General features: G+C 60.8%; 12 protein-coding genes. 7 read left to right on the top strand and 5 right to left on the bottom strand.

The genetic code is table 11. The annotated features are described in order from the left end of the window. The first annotated feature begins 34 nt into the window (after positions 1-34). The 5 genes from AB5Y84_RS04245 (at position 35) to AB5Y84_RS04225 (ending at position 8,743) form a co-directional block, all read left to right on the top strand. Complete coding sequence (locus AB5Y84_RS04245; RefSeq protein ID WP_368176433.1) at positions 35-3,094, top strand: beta-galactosidase; 3,060 nt, start codon at positions 35-37, stop codon at positions 3,092-3,094. A gap of 276 nt (positions 3,095-3,370) precedes the next feature. Continuing rightward, positions 3,371-4,357 (top strand): galactose/glucose ABC transporter substrate-binding protein MglB, encoded by a 987-nt coding sequence (gene mglB / locus AB5Y84_RS04240; RefSeq protein WP_005340747.1) that lies wholly within the window; start codon positions 3,371-3,373, stop codon positions 4,355-4,357. A 53-nt stretch (positions 4,358-4,410) separates the two neighbouring features. Then, a complete protein-coding gene (gene mglA, locus AB5Y84_RS04235; RefSeq protein ID WP_368176432.1) occupies positions 4,411-5,931 on the top strand; it encodes a galactose/methyl galactoside ABC transporter ATP-binding protein MglA in 1,521 nt (506 codons plus the stop codon). Between the two features lie 16 nt (positions 5,932-5,947). Continuing rightward, positions 5,948-6,958: a galactose/methyl galactoside ABC transporter permease MglC gene (gene mglC / locus AB5Y84_RS04230; protein ID WP_005342585.1), complete on the top strand. Its 1,011-nt coding sequence runs from the start codon at positions 5,948-5,950 to the stop codon at positions 6,956-6,958. 51 nt (positions 6,959-7,009) lie between these two features. Continuing rightward, positions 7,010-8,743, top strand: a complete 1,734-nt coding sequence (locus AB5Y84_RS04225; RefSeq protein ID WP_368176431.1) for a methyl-accepting chemotaxis protein — start codon at positions 7,010-7,012, stop codon at positions 8,741-8,743. Between the two features lie 67 nt (positions 8,744-8,810). Here AB5Y84_RS04225 and trmA read toward each other — a convergent pair whose 3' ends face one another. After that, complete coding sequence (trmA, locus tag AB5Y84_RS04220; RefSeq protein ID WP_201954183.1) at positions 8,811-9,944, bottom strand: tRNA (uridine(54)-C5)-methyltransferase TrmA; 1,134 nt, start codon at positions 9,942-9,944, stop codon at positions 8,811-8,813. 170 nt (positions 9,945-10,114) lie between these two features. On the opposite strand from trmA, the gene AB5Y84_RS04215 reads away from it, so the two are divergent. Both AB5Y84_RS04215 and AB5Y84_RS04210 read left to right on the top strand, forming a co-directional pair. After that, the gene (locus AB5Y84_RS04215) at positions 10,115-11,257 is read left to right on the top strand and encodes a DUF5610 domain-containing protein (RefSeq protein ID WP_368176430.1); all 1,143 of its coding nucleotides are present in this window, start codon (positions 10,115-10,117) and stop codon (positions 11,255-11,257) included. A gap of 89 nt (positions 11,258-11,346) precedes the next feature. Further along, on the top strand, positions 11,347-11,880 hold the full coding sequence (locus tag AB5Y84_RS04210) for an ATP--cob(I)alamin adenosyltransferase (RefSeq protein ID WP_101530434.1): 534 nt from the start codon (positions 11,347-11,349) through the stop codon (positions 11,878-11,880). 100 nt (positions 11,881-11,980) lie between these two features. On the opposite strand, the gene malZ is transcribed toward AB5Y84_RS04210, so the two are convergent. From malZ to yegD, 4 genes are all read right to left on the bottom strand, one after another. Further along, on the bottom strand, positions 11,981-13,810 hold the full coding sequence (gene malZ, locus AB5Y84_RS04205) for a maltodextrin glucosidase (protein ID WP_368176429.1): 1,830 nt from the start codon (positions 13,808-13,810) through the stop codon (positions 11,981-11,983). A 5-nt stretch (positions 13,811-13,815) separates the two neighbouring features. Then, on the bottom strand, positions 13,816-14,646 hold the full coding sequence (locus AB5Y84_RS04200; RefSeq protein WP_005355498.1) for an HDOD domain-containing protein: 831 nt from the start codon (positions 14,644-14,646) through the stop codon (positions 13,816-13,818). Between the two features lie 88 nt (positions 14,647-14,734). Beyond that, positions 14,735-15,151: an META domain-containing protein gene (locus AB5Y84_RS04195; RefSeq protein ID WP_005340725.1), complete on the bottom strand. Its 417-nt coding sequence runs from the start codon at positions 15,149-15,151 to the stop codon at positions 14,735-14,737. A gap of 165 nt (positions 15,152-15,316) precedes the next feature. After that, positions 15,317-16,678, bottom strand: coding sequence for a molecular chaperone (yegD, locus tag AB5Y84_RS04190; protein ID WP_103250831.1), 1,362 nt, complete (start codon positions 16,676-16,678; stop codon positions 15,317-15,319). Positions 16,679-16,758 lie beyond the last annotated feature (80 nt).

The following is a 16,758-nucleotide window of genomic DNA, read 5'->3' as shown; positions in this document are numbered from 1 at the left end:
TGAATACGTTTTCCAATCAGCAGGGAGAGAGTGAATGCTCAGGGAGATAGTGGCGCGTCAGGATTGGCAGACTCAGGCTATTACGTCGGTAAACCGGCTGGCAGCCCATACCCCCATGTTCAGCTGGCGCAGCGAAGCGGATGCCAGGGGTGATCTGGCCTCTTCCTCCCGTCTCTTGCTCGATGGCGAGTGGCGCTTCTCCTTCTTTGCCGCTCCCGAATTGGTGCCCGAGAGCTGGCTGGCGCAGGATATGGTGGATGCCACTCCCATTACCGTACCGGGTAACTGGCAGCTGGATGCCGCCTATCCGGCCGCGCGGCCGCCCACCGATGGCCCCATCTATACCAATATCAAGTACCCCTTTCCTTGCGATCCGCCCCGAGTGCCAGCAGAGAACCCCACCGGTTGCTACTCACGCGAGTTCGAACTTCCTACCGACTGGCTGGCCAGTGGCCAGAGCCGGATCATCTTCGACGGGGTGAGCAGCGCCTTCTACCTCTTCTGCAACGGCCGCTGGGTCGGTTACTCCCAGGACAGCCGGCTGCCCGCCGAATTCGATCTGACTCCTTATCTGCAGAGCGGTCGCAACCGGTTGGCGGTGCTGGTACTGCGCTGGTCCGACGGCTCCTATCTGGAAGATCAGGATATGTGGTGGCTGTCGGGGATCTTCCGCTCCGTCAGCCTGCTGCACAAACCGTCCCGCCATCTGATGGATATGCGGGTGACCCCTGAGCTGGATGCCTGCTATCGGGATGGCCGTCTCAAGATTGCCCTGCAAGTCGCCAATGGGGCCGGTCTGTCGGTAGAGGCCAATCTCTATTACGGTAGCGAGCGGGTTGCGACCCTGCGCCAGCCGATCGGCACCCAAGCCATTGATGAAAAAGGGGCGTATGACGATCGCGCCGAGTTCTGGCTCGACGTGGCTGCGCCGCGCAAGTGGAGCGCCGAGACGCCTCATCTCTATCGCCTGACCCTGACCCTGCTGGACGAGCAGGGCCGCGCCATCGAGAGTGAGGCGTGCGATGTGGGCTTTCGGGTGGTGGAGATCCGTGGTGGCCTGCTGCGGGTCAACGGTCAGCCGCTGCTTATTCGTGGTGCCAACCGTCATGAACACCATCCCGCCAAGGGTTATGCCATCGATCGCGCCACCATGGAGCGGGATCTGCTGCTGATGAAGCGGCACAACTTCAATGCGGTGCGCTGTTCCCACTATCCCAACCACCCCGATTTCTATCGCCTCTGCGATCGGCTCGGTCTCTATGTGGTGGACGAGGCGAATCTGGAGACCCACGGCATGACCCCCATGGGGCGGCTGGCGCGGGATCCCGCCTGGAGCAATGCCTTTCTGGAGCGGGCGACCCGCATGGTGGCACGGGATTTCAACCACCCCTCCATCATCATCTGGTCGCTCGGCAACGAGTCGGGTTACGGCCCGGCCCACGATGCCATGTATGGCTGGATCAAGCGCAGCGATCCGAGCCGTCCGGTGCAGTACGAGGGGGGCGGGGCCGATACCCCGGCGACCGACATCATCTGCCCCATGTATGCCAGAACCCATCAGGATCAGCCCTTCCCGGCGGTGCCCAAGTGGGCGCTGGCCAAGTGGATCGGTCTGCCCGACGAGCACCGGCCGCTGATCCTCTGCGAATATGCCCACGCCATGGGTAACAGTTTGGGGGGCTACGCCCACTACTGGCAGGCGTTTCGCGATCATCCACGCCTGCAAGGCGGGTTTGTCTGGGATTGGGTCGATCAGGGGCTCGACAAATACACCGCCGATGGTCGCCACTACTGGGGCTACGGCGGCGACTTCGGTGATGTGCAAAACGATCGCCAGTTCTGCTGCAACGGTCTGCTGTTCCCTGATCGCACCCCCCATCCCACCCTGTTCGAGGCAAAGCGGGCCCAGCAGCCGTTCCGCTTCACTCTGCTTGAGCACACCCCGCTGCGGGTGAGGATCGAGAGTGAATACCTGTTTCGGGAAACCGATAACGAGCGGCTTTGCTGGCAGCTGTGTGAGAACGGCCATGTGCAGCAGCAGGGGGAGGTTTCCCTCATGCTGGAGCCGCAAGGGGTGGTCGAGTTGACCCTGAGCGAGAGGCTGCCTCCCTTTACGGCAGGCTCACTGGCCTGGCTAGATCTGGCCATCGTTCAGCCCCAGGCCACCCCTTGGTCGCAGGCAGATCACAAGGTCGCCCGTCAGCAGTTCACCCTGCCGACTCCCCTTGCTCTGCCTGCGCCCGTCGCTGCCGCTACCCTGAGCGATCAGCCGGATAGCTGGATGGTCACCACCGCAAACAGTCAGTGGCGGCTCGACAAGCAGAGCGGTCGCATCACCAGTTGGCAAAAATCGGGGCAGGAGCAGTTGCTGGCGCCGATCATGGATCACTTCTACCGGGCGCCACTCGACAACGACATCGGCGCCAGCGAAGCGGATCACGCCGACCCTAGCTCCTGGATTGCTCGCTGGCAGGTGTGTGGTCTCGGTCAGTGGCAGCACCGTTGTCTGGGGATTGCGGTCGCTGGAGGGGATATCCGGGTCAGCCATGGTTACTTCCACCACGATGAGCTGCTGCTGGTGAGTCACTGGCATCACCGCTTTACCGACGATGGCGCCATGAGCCTGGAGATAGAAACCGAGCTGGCACAGGTGCTGCCGTCGCTGCCGCGGATTGGCCTGCTGCTTCATCTGGCCGAGGTGCCAGCGCGAGCCGAATGGCTGGGGCGTGGCCCGCACGAAAACTATCCGGATCGCCTGCTGGGTGCCGATCTTGGGCGCTGGAGTCTGCCGCTGGAGGCCATGCACACCCCTTACATCTTCCCGAGTGACAACGGCTTGCGCTGTGATACCCGCCAGTTGCAGCTGGGCAGCACGACGGTGAACGGCAGCTTCCATTTCAGTGCCAGCCGCTTCAGTCAGCAGCAGTTGGCCGCCGCCCGTCACCAGAGCGATCTGGTGGCTGAAGAGGGGCTGTGGGTCTGTCTCGATGGCGCCCACATGGGGGTGGGCGGTGATGACTCCTGGAGCCAGAGCGTGCGTCCCGAGTATCAACTGCTTGAGCGTCGTTACCGTTGGGGCTGCACTCTCCGTTAATCCAGCTATTGAAGCGACTGTCGAGCTAGTGCGCCATTTTGACAACAGACCAGTAACGACTAGCCTCAATGCTGTGGGAAAGATTGAGTCTCAAATCTGATTTTTATTTATATGTATTTGAAAAATAAATATAAAGTTTCAATGTAACAGAGTGTAAACGTTTTCATTTTGTCGTCATGATCACAGAAGAAATGACAACAAACTGATTACATTGATTGGCGCTTGCTCAATTGCTCGCCACCCTACAACACAGATAGACACATCGGAGCACACATAATGAAAAAACTGACCACAGTTGCCGCCCTGCTGATGGGCATGATGGCTGGAGCCAATGCCCAGGCTGACACCCGTATCGGGGTAACCGTCTACAAATACGACGACAACTTCATGGCGGTCGTGCGCAAGGCCATCGAGAAGGAGGCGGCAGCCACTCCGGGGGTGGAGCTGCTGATGAACGACTCCCAGAATGACCAGTCCAAACAGAACGACCAGATCGACGTGCTGCTGGCCAAAGGGGTGAAGGCGCTGGCCATCAACCTGGTAGACCCGGCTGCGGCACCGGTGGTGATTGAGAAAGCCCGTGGCGAAGATATCCCGGTGGTCTTCTACAACAAGGAGCCGAGCGCTACCGATCTGGCCAGCTACGACAAGGCCTACTACGTGGGCACCGACTCCAAGGAGTCAGGGATCATCCAGGGTCAGCTGATTGCCAAACACTGGAAAGCCCATCCGGAGTGGGATCTGAACAAGGATGGCGTGATCCAGTTCGTGCTGCTGAAAGGGGAGCCGGGTCACCCGGATGCCGAAGCGCGCACCTCCTACGTGGTCAAGACCCTGAACGATGGCGGCGTCAAGACCGAGCAACTGCACATGGATACCGGTATGTGGGATACCGCTATGGCGAAAGACAAGATGGATGCCTGGATCTCCGGCCCCAACGCCAACAAGATCGAAGTGGTCATCGCCAACAACGACGGCATGGCAATGGGGGCAGTCGAGTCACTGAAAGCCCAGGGTAAGACTGCCATTCCGGTATTCGGCGTCGATGCGCTGCCGGAAGCGCTGGCCATGGTCAAGAGCGGTGCCATGGCGGGTACCGTGCTGAACGATGCGGCCAACCAGGCTAAAGCCACCTTCGAGCTGACCAAGAACCTGGCTGAAGGCAAACCGGCCGGTGAAGGCACCAAGTGGAATATCGTCGACAAGGTAGTACGTGTTGCCTACGTCGGTGTGGATAAAGACAACCTGTCCCAATTCGAGTAATTCCCTCCTTCAGGGCAAGGGAGATCCCCTTGCCCTTTTTTCAACCAGATGTGATGGCTGATATGACAACACAGCAACAATCAGAATGGCTGTTGGAGATGATTGACGTCAGTAAGAGCTTTCCCGGCGTCAAGGCACTCGATAATGTCAATTTACGGGTCCGTCCTCATTCTGTGCATGCGTTGATGGGCGAGAACGGAGCGGGAAAATCCACACTGCTCAAGTGCCTGTTCGGCATTTACGAGAAGGATCAGGGCAAGATCTTCTTCAAGGGGCAGGAGATCAACTTCACCTCCTCCAAAGAGGCGCTGGAGAATGGCGTCTCCATGGTGCATCAGGAGCTCAACCTGGTGTTGCAGCGTACCGTGATGGACAACATGTGGCTCGGCCGCTACCCCACCAAGGGGTGGTTTATCGACCACGGCAAGATGTATGACGACACCAAGCGCATCTTCGATGAGCTGGATATCGACATCGACCCCAAGGTGAAGGTCGCGACCCTGTCGGTCTCCCAGATGCAGATGATCGAGATCGCCAAGGCGTTCTCCTACGATGCCAAGATCGTCATCATGGACGAACCTACCTCCTCCCTGACCGAGAAAGAGGTGAACCACCTCTTCAAGATCATCAACAAGTTGAAGGATAAGGGGTGCGGCATCGTCTACATCTCTCACAAGATGGAGGAGATCTTCCAGCTCTGTGACGAGATCACCATATTGCGGGATGGCCAGTGGGTGGCAACCCAGCCGCTCAAGGGCATGACCATGGATCAGATCATCGGCATGATGGTCGGCCGTGAACTGACCCAGCGTTTCCCGGAAAAGACCAACCAGCCGAAAGAGGTGATCCTCGAGATCGAACACCTGACGGCGAAGAACCAGCCCTCCATTCAGGACATCACCTTCAACCTGCACAAGGGGGAGATCCTCGGCATCGCCGGGCTGGTGGGGGCCAAGCGCACCGATATCGTCGAGACCCTGTTCGGTATTCGCGATCGCAGTCAGGGCAGCATCAAGCTGCACGGCAAAGAGGTGGCCAACCACAACGCCCACGAAGCGATCCGCAACGGCTTTGCGCTGGTGACGGAAGAGCGCCGTTCCACCGGTATCTACTCCCGGCTCGATATCGCCTTCAACTCCCTGATCGCCAACATGGACAGCTACAAGGGCTCCATGGGGCTGCTCAGCGACAACAAGATGAAGAGCGATACCCAGTGGGTGATCGACTCCATGCGGGTCAAGACGCCGACCCAGCAGACCCAGATCGGTTCCCTCTCCGGGGGTAACCAGCAGAAGGTGATCATCGGTCGCTGGCTGCTGACCCAGCCGGAGATCCTGATGCTCGACGAGCCCACCCGCGGCATCGACGTCGGGGCCAAGTTCGAGATCTACCAGCTCATCCTGGAGCTGGCGAAGAAGGACAAGGGGATCATCATCATCTCGTCAGAGATGCCGGAATTGCTGGGGATCACCGACCGCATCATGGTGATGAGCAATGGCCGGGTCGCCGGGATCGTCAAGACCAAAGAAACTGACCAGAGCGAGATACTGCGCCTGGCATCTCTGTACCTCTAGAGACAGGAAGACATTTATGGAGTCGGCTAAAAATTTCAATCTGATGCAGGCGCTCAAGGAAAACGCCATCTATCTGGTGCTGCTGGTGCTGCTCATGGTCATCGTGATCCAGGAGCCCTCCTTCCTGAGCCTCACCAACTTCAGCAACATCCTGACCCAGTCCTCGGTGCGGGTCATCATAGCGCTGGGGGTGGCGGGCATCATCATCACCCAGGGGACGGATCTCTCGGCCGGTCGTCAGGTCGGTTTGGCGGCACTCATAGCAGCAACCATGTTGCAGGCGCTGACCAACGTCAACAAGGTGTTCCCGACGTTGGGGGAGGTGCCCATTCCTGCGGTGATCCTGCTGGTGTGTGTGGTGGGGGCGCTGATTGGTCTGGTCAACGGTCTGATCGTGGCCTACCTGAACGTCACCCCGTTCATTACCACCCTGGGCACCATGATCATCGTTTACGGTATCAACTCCCTCTACTTTGACTCGGTAGGGGCCTCGCCGGTGGCCGGGTTTGATCCCCGCTTCTCCAGCTTCGCGCAGGGCTTTATCCGGATAGGAGGATTCAAGCTCTCCTATCTCACCTTCTATGCAGCCATCGCCAGCGTCTTTGTCTGGGTGCTGTGGAACAAGACCCGCTTTGGCAAAAACATCTTCGCCATCGGCGGTAACCCCGAGGCTGCCAAGGTCTCCGGCGTCAATGTGGCGGTCAATCTGGTGATGATCTATGCGCTGGCGGGGGTCTTCTACGCTTTCGGCGGCATGCTGGAAGCGGGCCGGATCGGTAGCGCCACCAACAACCTCGGCTTCATGTACGAGCTGGATGCCATCGCGGCGTGCGTGGTGGGCGGGGTGTCGTTTGCTGGCGGGGTGGGAACGGTCGCGGGTGTGATTACCGGCGTACTTATCTTCACCCTGATCAACTATGGCTTGACCTATATCGGGGTCAGCCCTTACTGGCAGTTCATCATCAAGGGCGGCATCATCATTCTGGCGGTGGCCCTGGACTCCATGAAGTACGCCAAGAAGAAATAACGATTGGCAGGGAGGGTTGGCGTTGCCAGCCCTCTCTTCTGGAGGGAACCCATGCCATTCAAGGTCAAGATTTACCTCTTGCTGCTACTGGTCATTCTGGTCACCATCGGCACCGCCGGGCTCAGTGTCAACCACTTCATCAGTGGCTACATTCGCACTCAGGCCACCCACAACATCACCGAGCAGATAACTCTGGTCAAAGAGAAGCTGGCCAGCGACATCAATCAGAAGATCCTGTTGGCCGCCAACCTCAACTTCGGGGTGACCAACGTCAAGAAGACCCTGCAAGAGACCGGCTTTCACAACATCGTCAAGGTGATCGGCGACATGGCCTTCGATGTGAACGGGGTCATCAATGACAACGCCAAAGTCGATGCCCTGCGCAAGCTGATCCCCGCCGCCAACAACCAGATCACCGTCAGCCCGCTGCAACAGGTGGATGGCAAGCCGGTCATCACCATTCTGGTGCCGCGCGGTGCCGATTCCGCCTATCTCTACTACCTCGACATGAGCGAGTTCAAAAGCCTGCTGGAGAAGATGAGTGGCGATGGCCGCTACTTCTCGCTGGCCGACAGTCAGGGCAACAGCCTCTATGACAGCAAGCCGCAGGGGGAGAGCGAAGCGCGCCCCAACCAGCTGGGTATTCGTGGCAGCAGCTGGACGCTGACCGGCTACATCGACCTCGATTACATCCGTGCCATGACCCGGGCCCTCAACGGCCAGATCATCATGGCGCTGTGCGGCGTGGCGATCGTGGTGATGGTGCTGGCAATGCTGGCGCTCAATGTGGCCTATCGCCCCATCCTCTCGCTGCGGGATCTGGTGCTGGAGCTCTCTCGCGGCAGCGGCGATCTCACCCGCCGGTTGACGGTAACCAGCAAGGATGATCTGGGCCAGATCTCGGCCGGCATCAACCGCTTTATCGAGCGGCTGCAGGAGATGATGGGGGAGGTGCGACAGGCGAGCGGCCAGCTCAACAGCGGCATCGAGGGGCTGGCCAACCAGACCGGCGCCGCCCAGTCCCTGCTGGCGGATCATGTACGCGAGACCGAGCAGGTGGTGACCGCCATCAACGAGATGAGCCGCACCGCGGTCTCCGTCTCCGAGAGTGCGGCCAGCACCGCCCAGCTCACCGGTCAGAGTCAGCAGCTGGCGAGCCAGTCCCGTCAGGTGGTGGATCAGGCAATGGCCAGCGTGATGGCGCTGGTGGACGAAGTGGAAGCCACTGCCCGCTCCATCGAGGCGATGCAGCAGGATGTGCAGCAGATTGGCTCTGTGCTGGGGGTGATCGGCAGCATTGCCGAACAGACCAACCTGCTGGCCCTCAACGCCGCCATCGAGGCGGCCCGCGCTGGTGAACAGGGGCGTGGCTTTGCGGTGGTGGCAGACGAAGTGCGTTCCCTCGCGGCCCGCACCCAGCAGAGCACAGCCGAGATCCAGACCATGCTGGCCAGTCTGCAGCGGGGCACCCGAACTGTGGTGGAGGCCATGGGCAACACCAAGCAGAGCTGTCAGGGGGCGGCCGAGAACACTACCAGGGTCAACGAGTCGCTGGATCTGATGGCGGGAGAAGTGGTGGAGATCAACGATCTCATCAGCCATATCGCCACGGCGGCGGAGCAGCAGAGCGCGGTGGCCGAAGAGATCAACCGCAACATGAGCGCCATCGCCGAAGTGATCCGCCAGCTGACCCACAATGGCGAAGCGACGGTCGCCAGCTCCGTGGCGATGCAGCAGACCTACGACCGGCTGCGGGAGATCGTGGGTCACTTCCGGCTGGAGTGAGGCCGATGTTCAGCCAATAACAAAACAGGGCCATCCGGCCCTGTTGTTGTTTTCCTGTCTGCCTGAATCAACCGGCCTTGCGGCGCAGATAGACCCCGGCTTCCATGTGATGAGTCCAGGGGAACTGGTCAAACAGGGCGAAACGGGCGATTTCGTGGGTTTCGCCCAGCACGGCCATGTTGGCCTGCAGTGTCTCGGGGTTGCAGGAGATGTAGAGGATGTTGTCGTACTCCTGCACCAGCTTGACGGTGGCATCGTCGAGACCGGCGCGTGGCGGATCGACGAAGATGGTGTTGCACTGGTAGCTCTTGAGGTCGACCCCCTTGAGGCGGTTGAACTCCCGCTCGCCACGCATCGCCATGGTGAACTCCTCGGCCGACATGCGCAGGATGATCAGGTTGTCGACGCCGTTGGCGGCGATGTTGAACTGGGCGGAGTCGACGCTCGGCTTGGCGATCTCGGTGGCCAGCACCTTGCGGAAGTTCTGCGCCAGCGCGATGGAGAAGTTGCCGTTGCCGCAATAGAGCTCCAGCAGGTCCCCTTCGCTCCCCTTGGTCACATCCAGCGCCCAGGCCAGCATCTGCTCGTTGATGGCGGCGTTGGGCTGGGTGAAGCTGTTCTCCACCTGTTTATAGGTGAGCTGGCGACCCGCCACGTTGAGCTGTTCGATGACGAAGTCATCCCCCAGACAGATCTTCTGCTTGTGGGCGCGGCCAATCAATTGCAGCTCGAACCCCTTGGCGCGCAGATCGGCCTGCAGCACTTCGGCAGCTTGTTGCCATTCGGCCTCCAGCTTGCGGTGATAGAGCAGGCTGACAATGATCTGGCCGGACTGGGTGGAGAGGTAGTCAATCTGGAACAGCTTGCGGCGCAGCACCGGGTGTGGGCGCAGCCCCTCCAGCAGCAGCGGCATCAACTGGTTGATGAGACGGCTGGCGGTGGGGAAGTGGTCTATCTTGATGATCTCTTTGGTCGCCGGGGCATACATGCAGTGGAAGAGGTCATCCCCTTCGTGCCAGATGCGAAATTCGGCGCGCATCCGGTAGTACTCCGCCGGCGAGCTGTGCACTTCCAGCGCCGGGAGGGTGAAGCCAGCAAACAGCTCGGTGAGGCGAGCGCGCTTTTCGTCGAGTTGGGCCTGATAGTCGGCCGCGGTTCTAGGCGCCGGAGCGTTCGCGGAAGGCTGTTGGGACTGGGTCATAAATACCTCACATGCACACCGGCCGGGCCGGGTCGAAATCGGGGGAAGGCAACAGGCCACCCAAAGGGGCCCGATTTTAAAAGCCAGCCGCAGATTGTCCAGCATTTTGTGGTCAAGAAGTGTTCAGTCAGGCCGATAGCTGATCTACAGGCATGGTGGGAGGACACATTATGCAGATCGAAGGCGTGGGCGCAGCCCAACCCAAGGGAGTGGGTGTTTCTCCCAAATCGCCCCAACAGGCGGAGCAGAAACAGGTCAAGAGCGAGGAGGAGGTCTCCTTGCACAAGCCGCCCAAGTGGGCGCAGGTGCTGATCCAGCAGGCGTTGCAGTTCTCGCTGGAGATCAACGGCCAGGGCTATCAGGCTCCGAAGGTGAAAGAACCCGAGGAGATCACGCCGGAGACCCTGTTCGACTTCCAGTCGGTGGCGGACAACGTGCTGCAGTTCGTGACCGGACGGCTCGGTGCCGCGCGCGCCGATGGCAAATCCGACGACGACCTGACCGGGATGATGGAGCAGGCCCGCAAGGGGGTCGACAAGGGCTTTGACGAGGCGAAGAAGCAGCTCGGTAAGTGGGCGACTGACAACGACGATATCAAAACCGGTATCGATCAGAGCTACAAGCTGATCCAGAAAGGGCTCGAGGAGTTCGAGAAGGAGTTCTTCGGCAAGGTCTCTCCGACCGACATGGGACAGGCCGAGATGGCCAGTCGCCAGCAGGGGTATCTGGAGATCCAGACCAAGGATGGCGACAAGGTGGTGCTGCGCTTCAACGATAGCTGGCAGACCAAGTCCCAGAGCAGCGAGAGCGGCAGCCAGTTCAGCCTCAAATCGAGCCAGAGCTTCAGCTTCTCGCTGGAGGGGGATCTCAACAGTGACGAGATGGAGTCCATCGGCAAGCTGGTCAAGGGGATCGACGAGCTGGCGGGGAACTTCTTCTCCGGCAACTTCGAGGATCTGCTGGACAAGGCGGGCGAGCTGAAACTGGATGACAGCCAGCTGGCCTCCTACTCCCTCAAGCTCAAGCAGAGCGTCAAGCTGAGCCAGACCTATCAGGGGGCCAGCTCCCTGCAGGATCTGATCAAGCCGTTTGCCGACTACCTGCCCAAGCTGGATCAGGTGCAGAAACAGGCGGATACCCTGCTGCCACCATCCCAGCAACAGGCGCTGACCCCGGCCGTGCTGGCCGCGAGAGGAGAAGAGGAACCGGCGCAGGTCGATCGCTTCACCAGCTTCAACCAGCGGATGCTGGAGGCGCTGCGGATGATCAACCAGTTCCAGCCCTCCACCGAGCCCGCCAGTAAGAACGCCTGAGCCACAGCGCGTAACGCAAGTAATGAGCTGCCGTTTGCCAGCCCTTCTCGGGGCTGGCAAACTGGCCTTTTCTCCAATCCGGTTGCCCCATGAACCCCAAGAAGCCAAGAGACAAGCGCGAGCTCTGCTACCCCTTTATCTTCGAAACCTCGTTCAAATGTGATTTTGAAATCGCCACCGACGAGCTCTGCTGTCAGGTCGGGGCTGTGCTGTCGCACCTTGCACCGGATGCCGATACCGAGCCCATGCTGGCGGATCTCGCGGCGTTGCAGCGGCTTATCTACAACCTCAACGGCTCGGTGCGCGGCAAGCTGGGGATCTTCGACGCAGATCTTGAGTGGCTCAAGGCCCGTTACGACCACTACAACGAGGCGAGTCGCGGCAGCGTCACCGGTTTTGTGCTGCCACAGGGGCCACAGCCCATTCCCACCCTCCATCTGTGCCGCTGCGGCAGCAAGAAGGTGGTGCGGCTGTTGGTCAGGTTGGAAGAGAGCGGGGTGGCCTTCGATCCCATTCTCTATCGCTTCGCCAACCTGCTGGCCAACTTCTTCTTCGTGCTTACCGTCTACCTCAAGCAGCGCTGGCAGGTGCCGGAAGTGCCCTACGTCAGCATCAACTACTGATGGTGGTTGGCTAGGGGCCAGACGTCATGGTGGATTGAACGGAATAAAAAAACCGGAGCCTTGGGCTCCGGTTTTGTTTTTCAGCGCGTCAGTTGCTCGCTCAGCTGGAGATCAGCACCCGGGCCGAGTTGGCCGGAATGGTCAGCTGGACCTCGCCCTGCACCACTTCAAACTTCTCGCCGTTGAAAGCATCGGTGAAACGGCTGGCGGGGCTGGCGGTTTGCCACAGGGGCAGGCTGATGGTGCGCGGCTCGCTCGGGTGGCGGTTGCAGGCTACTACCACCTGATCGCTTTGCAGGGTACGGGCGAACACATAGCTGTGGGGCCCGGCGTAGAGGGTCTGGATATCGCCACGGCGCAGGGAGGGGCGCTGGCGGCGGATCTGGATCAGCCGACGATAGTGGTCGTGCAGCACATGATCCCAGTCTGTGGTATCCCACGGGAAGCAGCGGCGGCAGTCCGGGTCGTTGCCGCCGGAGAGCCCCACTTCATCGCCGTAGTAGATGGACGGCACACCGATATAGGTGAGCAGCAGGGTGGCGGCCAGCTGCATCCGCTGCTTGTCTTCACCCAGCAGGTGGAGGAAGCGGGCGGTATCGTGGCTGTCCAGCAGGTTGAACTGGGCCAGCTGGTTCTTGAACGGAATGTGGGCCCGCGCCAGTTTGAGCCAGCGATCCAGCTCTTCGGCGCTGATCTTGATGGGGTGGTAGGCGATATCCTGCCCCGCCAGGAAGGCGCGTATCGGGTGGGCGAAGCCATAGTAGTTCATGGCGCCATCCTCCTGATCCCCTTGCAGCCACTGGCTCGCCTCGAAGAAGTGTTCGCCGAGCACGTAGGCGTCCGGGTTCTCCTGCTTCACTGCCCCGCGAATGGCGCGCACGTGACCACTGTTGCCCTCGGCGGTGCCGCGCTCACCCAGCATGTGGATGACGTCGAAGCGCCAGCCGTCGATCTGGTAGGGGGCGCGCATCCAGTAGCGAAGGATGGCATCGTCAGCCCGATAGACGGCGTCCTGCACCTTCTCGCAGGAGAAGTCGAGCTTGGGCAGGCTGCGAATGCCCTTCCAGCTGACGTAATCCCCTTCTTTATCAAAGGTGTAGAAGCTGCGCCAAGGCGAATCAGGGTTGCGCTGGGCGCCCAGTGGCGGGCAGAACCAGGGGTGCTCGGTAGAGGTGTGGTTGACCACAGCATCGAGGATGATCTTCATGCCGCGCTGGTGCAGGTTGCGGGTCAGCTCGGCGAACTGCTCGTTGCTGCCGAGGTGGGCATCCACCTTGAAGTAGTCCTGGGTGTCGTACTTGTGGTTGCTCGGCGAATCGAAGATGGGGTTGAGGTAGAGCGCCGTCACCCCGAGAGATTGCAGATAGTGCAGCTTGGCATCGATGCCCGCCAGATCGCCGCCGTAAAATTCGCAGGCGCCGTGGCCCTCTTCGTGGCGGCTGACCGGCTCGCCCCACGCCTTGCTGATCACCGCCTTGCCGCGATATTCGTACTCGTGATGCTTGACGCTGAGGGACGGATCGCCGTTGCAGAAGCGGTCGGGGAAGATCTGATAGAACACCTGATCCTGCACCCAGGCCGGTGGCTGGTGCAGGCTGTTGAAGCGAAAATGCTGCTCCCGTGGCGGCATGGACGCGCTGACGCCCGCCCCGTGCAGCCACCACTGCTCCTCATCGGTGAGGCACTTGAAGCTGTAGAGGTGGATATCCTGTCCCTTGATGAGCGGCAGGGCCGCCTGCCACACCTGCAGCCGATCGCGGGTGGAGACCGCCGTCATCGGGATCAGGTACTCCTCGTTATCCGGCTCGTGGCGCAGCCACACCTCGCGGATCGGCGCATCCAGCTCGCTAAAAAGGGTCAATTGCAGTGCGTCGGCGCTCTCTTTGAACCAGGGCGCCACCTGGGGATGAAACAGAAACGGATGGGTCATGATGCTTATTGAGTCAGAAGATCGGCGAGGGCATTACCCTGTTCATGCAGTGTTTCGAGCTGGCCTGCCAGCGACTTGGGATCCAGTCCCAACTGGTCGGCGAGCGGTTTGGGGAAGCGGGCGATGATGGCCTGGGCAGGCACGCCCGCGTTCCAGGCGAAGGAGATAAACACGGCGAGGCGGATCAGCACCGCCTCCTTGCTGACCGGATCGTGGGAGAGCGGGTCAAGCTGTTGGGAGATGGCATCGACGAAGGCCTCGGAGAGGTTCCAGCGCCGCGCCAGCTCGGCACCAAGCTGGGCATAGTCGTAGCCCAGCATCTCCCGCTGTGCCTCGACCCGGCTGCTGCCGTTCTGGATCGCCATGTTGATGAGCTCGGCCTCTTCCGGCAAGGTGCTCTGGATAAGCAGTTCGCCGATGTTGTGGATCAGAGCGCAGGTGAAGGCGGTCTCGGGATCCATCACCTTGGCCTCCTGGGCCAGGGTTTTGGCGATTGTGGCGACCTGGAAGGTCTCGGTCCAGAACTTGTTCTTGTCGAAGCTGGGCGGGGCCTTGAAGGTGCCGATGATGCCGGAGGCGACCACCACGGAGCGCAGCCGGTTGAAGCCGAGCCGGATCACCGCCTGTTCGATGGAGGTCACTTCGTTGCCCCGGCGCAGGGCGGCCGAGTTGGCCATCCGCAGCACCTTGACGCTGATCACCTGATCCATGGCGATCTTGGCCGCAATCTCGTCGATGCGGGCATTCTCGTCGTTGAAGCTCTGCATCAACTCGTGCAGCAGCTTGGGAATAGTGGGGAGTTGTTTGATCTTGTCAAACAGGCGATCCATCGACATGGCTGAGGCAGCCTCCGTTGCGAACTCTGCCTCATATTGTGCCACAGCCGGACAACATGTTCCTGTTTGTGATGCGGCTTTGTGAGCGCTAGAACACCCAGTCGCGCAAGGTGTATTCCAAACGGTGCTGTTTGCCCTGCAAGATCAGGTTCTGACTGGTGCCGCTCAGGGTCGCACCCTCGGTAAGGGTGGTCAGTACAGCTTGTTCGATAGTGTCGAGCGGCGGCATGCAGGCCATCTCGGTGCTGCCCAGACTGGTGACCCACAGTTTGTCATCTTCCAGATGGCCCTGACCGAAGTAGCGGTTACAACCGGCGATGCCATTGACGGTGAAGTGCTCGCCGATCTCGAAATCGGGGGGATTGTCGCGGGGGGCCTTGATCGGTTCGCCATCCAGTTTGCTCAGTACCCAGTGGTGGTGTTGCAGATCTTGCTGAACAAAGGCGGTCGAGCTGCAGCCAGCGAGCAGTAAAAGGGGGATCAGCAAAAAGGGCAATCTGGGCATGAGGGGGCTCCGGTTGGGGGAGTGTCAAGAATACCCTTTTTGGGCAGTCGGGAGCAGGGCGGGAGAGGGGACGACCGACCGCTTCTGTCGCCCCTTGTCCCGCACGACTGTCGCTTAATGGCAACACACGGGTGATGTTGACATCAATTTACGCTATCTCAGGGATCAGTTGGCGAACAGCCGCTCGGCATAACGTGCAAGACCCGCGGCCACCGAGCCGAAGTCATCGCCACCCTCAAGCGGGATGGAGGGGAGCTTCTGGCGGATAAAGCTGGCGATCAGCGGCGAGCGGGCGCTACCGCCGGTGACGAAGATACGATCCGGCTGCACACCGGCGGCGGCAATCGCTTCGTCCATCAGCTCGCCAATCTTCTCCAGCAGCAGGGCCGAGGCGTTGGCCAGCTGTTCGCGGGTCAGTTCCGCTTCCAGCCCTTTTTCCAGCTCGGCCAGCGACTGGCGATTGAGCTCCTGCTCCGAGAGGGCGATCTTGCCCTGCTCGGCACGCCACACCAGCTGGTGGCTCAGCTTGTGGGCCCGCAGGTTGGCCAGACGCCCCAACTTGCTGCCGGGCTGGCTGTCGAGCTGCAGATCCTGCAGCTGGCGGGCGGTGTCGAGGCTGTAGAAGCGGCTCTGGGCGCTGACGTCGTTGATGGCGGCCGCATCCCAGAACAGCGGGTGGGGCAGCGGCTTGCCGGTCTTGAGGGTCTCGTGCATGCCGAGCAGCGGCATCATCCCCTCCACCGTCAGGCGGATATCGAAGTCGTTGCCGCCGATCCGCTGGCCGCTGTGGCCGAGCAGATCGCCGCTGCGATCCAGCTGATCTCGGTAGCTCGGGCCCATCCGCAGCATGGAGCAGTCGGTGGTACCGCCGCCGATATCCACCACCAGTACCACGGCGTCTTCGGTGAGGCGCGCCTCGAATTCAAACCCGGCGGCCACCGGCTCATAGAGGAACTCCACCTGCTCGAAACCGGCCAGACGGGCCGCCTCGGTCAGGATGGCGATAGCTTGCTGGTTGCTCTCTTCCCCCGCCAGCCCCTGGAAGTTGACCGGACGGCCGATCACCGCCTGGCGGATAGGGGCTCCGAGCTGCTGCTCCGCCTGCTGGCGGACATGGAGCATCATGGCGCAGACGATGTCTTCAAACAGGGCGATCTGGGGAGCCTTGAGGCCATAGGCCCCGAGGAAGGATTTCGGTGACTTGATGTAGTAGCCGTCGTCCGGCTCTTCCAGATAGCGCTCCAGCGCGGCACCGCCAAAGCTCAGCTCGTCGATCAGTCCCTCTTCGCGCATCTGGCGACGAACCGTCTGGGCGCGGGTGACCACGGGGCCACGCAGCTTGAGGTACTCCGCCTGCTGGGCGGGGGCCAGCCCTTCGGCCAACAGACCGGCGATAGCATCCCGGTGGGGGGCATGCAGGGTGGAGGGGAGATAGCGGGATGCGCCAAGATTCAGCAGCCTGGGGCTACCTTGTTCCATCACGGCCACGGCACAGTTGGAGGTGCCGTAATCAAATCCGATAAACATGGGCGCCAGACTCCTGAATAAAAAAGGGGGGCTAGCCTACCCGAAGGCGCCGGGTCTCACAACCCGGCGCGTGACGAAGA

It is taken from the genome of Aeromonas sp. s11, assembly GCF_040907945.1.
Classification (GTDB): Bacteria; Pseudomonadota; Gammaproteobacteria; order Enterobacterales; family Aeromonadaceae; genus Aeromonas; species Aeromonas veronii.
Note: the sequence above shows the minus strand (reverse complement) of the source record. Positions and strands in the feature narration are given on the sequence as shown.

Excerpts from the sequence above, each read along its gene's own strand:
- AB5Y84_RS04195 (WP_005340725.1), bottom strand. The coding sequence starts at position 15,151 with ATGCCCAGATTGCCCTTTTTGCTGATCCCCCTTTTACTGCTCGCTGGC.
- yegD (WP_103250831.1), bottom strand. The coding sequence starts at position 16,678 with ATGTTTATCGGATTTGATTACGGCACCTCCAACTGTGCCGTGGCCGTG.
- AB5Y84_RS04245 (WP_368176433.1), top strand. The coding sequence starts at position 35 with ATGCTCAGGGAGATAGTGGCGCGTCAGGATTGGCAGACTCAGGCTATT.
- AB5Y84_RS04210 (WP_101530434.1), top strand. The coding sequence starts at position 11,347 with ATGAACCCCAAGAAGCCAAGAGACAAGCGCGAGCTCTGCTACCCCTTT.
- trmA (WP_201954183.1), bottom strand. The coding sequence starts at position 9,944 with ATGACCCAGTCCCAACAGCCTTCCGCGAACGCTCCGGCGCCTAGAACC.
- mglA (WP_368176432.1), top strand. The coding sequence starts at position 4,411 with ATGGCTGATATGACAACACAGCAACAATCAGAATGGCTGTTGGAGATG.
- mglC (WP_005342585.1), top strand. The coding sequence starts at position 5,948 with ATGGAGTCGGCTAAAAATTTCAATCTGATGCAGGCGCTCAAGGAAAAC.
- AB5Y84_RS04215 (WP_368176430.1), top strand. The coding sequence starts at position 10,115 with ATGCAGATCGAAGGCGTGGGCGCAGCCCAACCCAAGGGAGTGGGTGTT.
- mglB (WP_005340747.1), top strand. The coding sequence starts at position 3,371 with ATGAAAAAACTGACCACAGTTGCCGCCCTGCTGATGGGCATGATGGCT.
- AB5Y84_RS04225 (WP_368176431.1), top strand. The coding sequence starts at position 7,010 with ATGCCATTCAAGGTCAAGATTTACCTCTTGCTGCTACTGGTCATTCTG.
- malZ (WP_368176429.1), bottom strand. The coding sequence starts at position 13,810 with ATGACCCATCCGTTTCTGTTTCATCCCCAGGTGGCGCCCTGGTTCAAA.
- AB5Y84_RS04200 (WP_005355498.1), bottom strand. The coding sequence starts at position 14,646 with ATGTCGATGGATCGCCTGTTTGACAAGATCAAACAACTCCCCACTATT.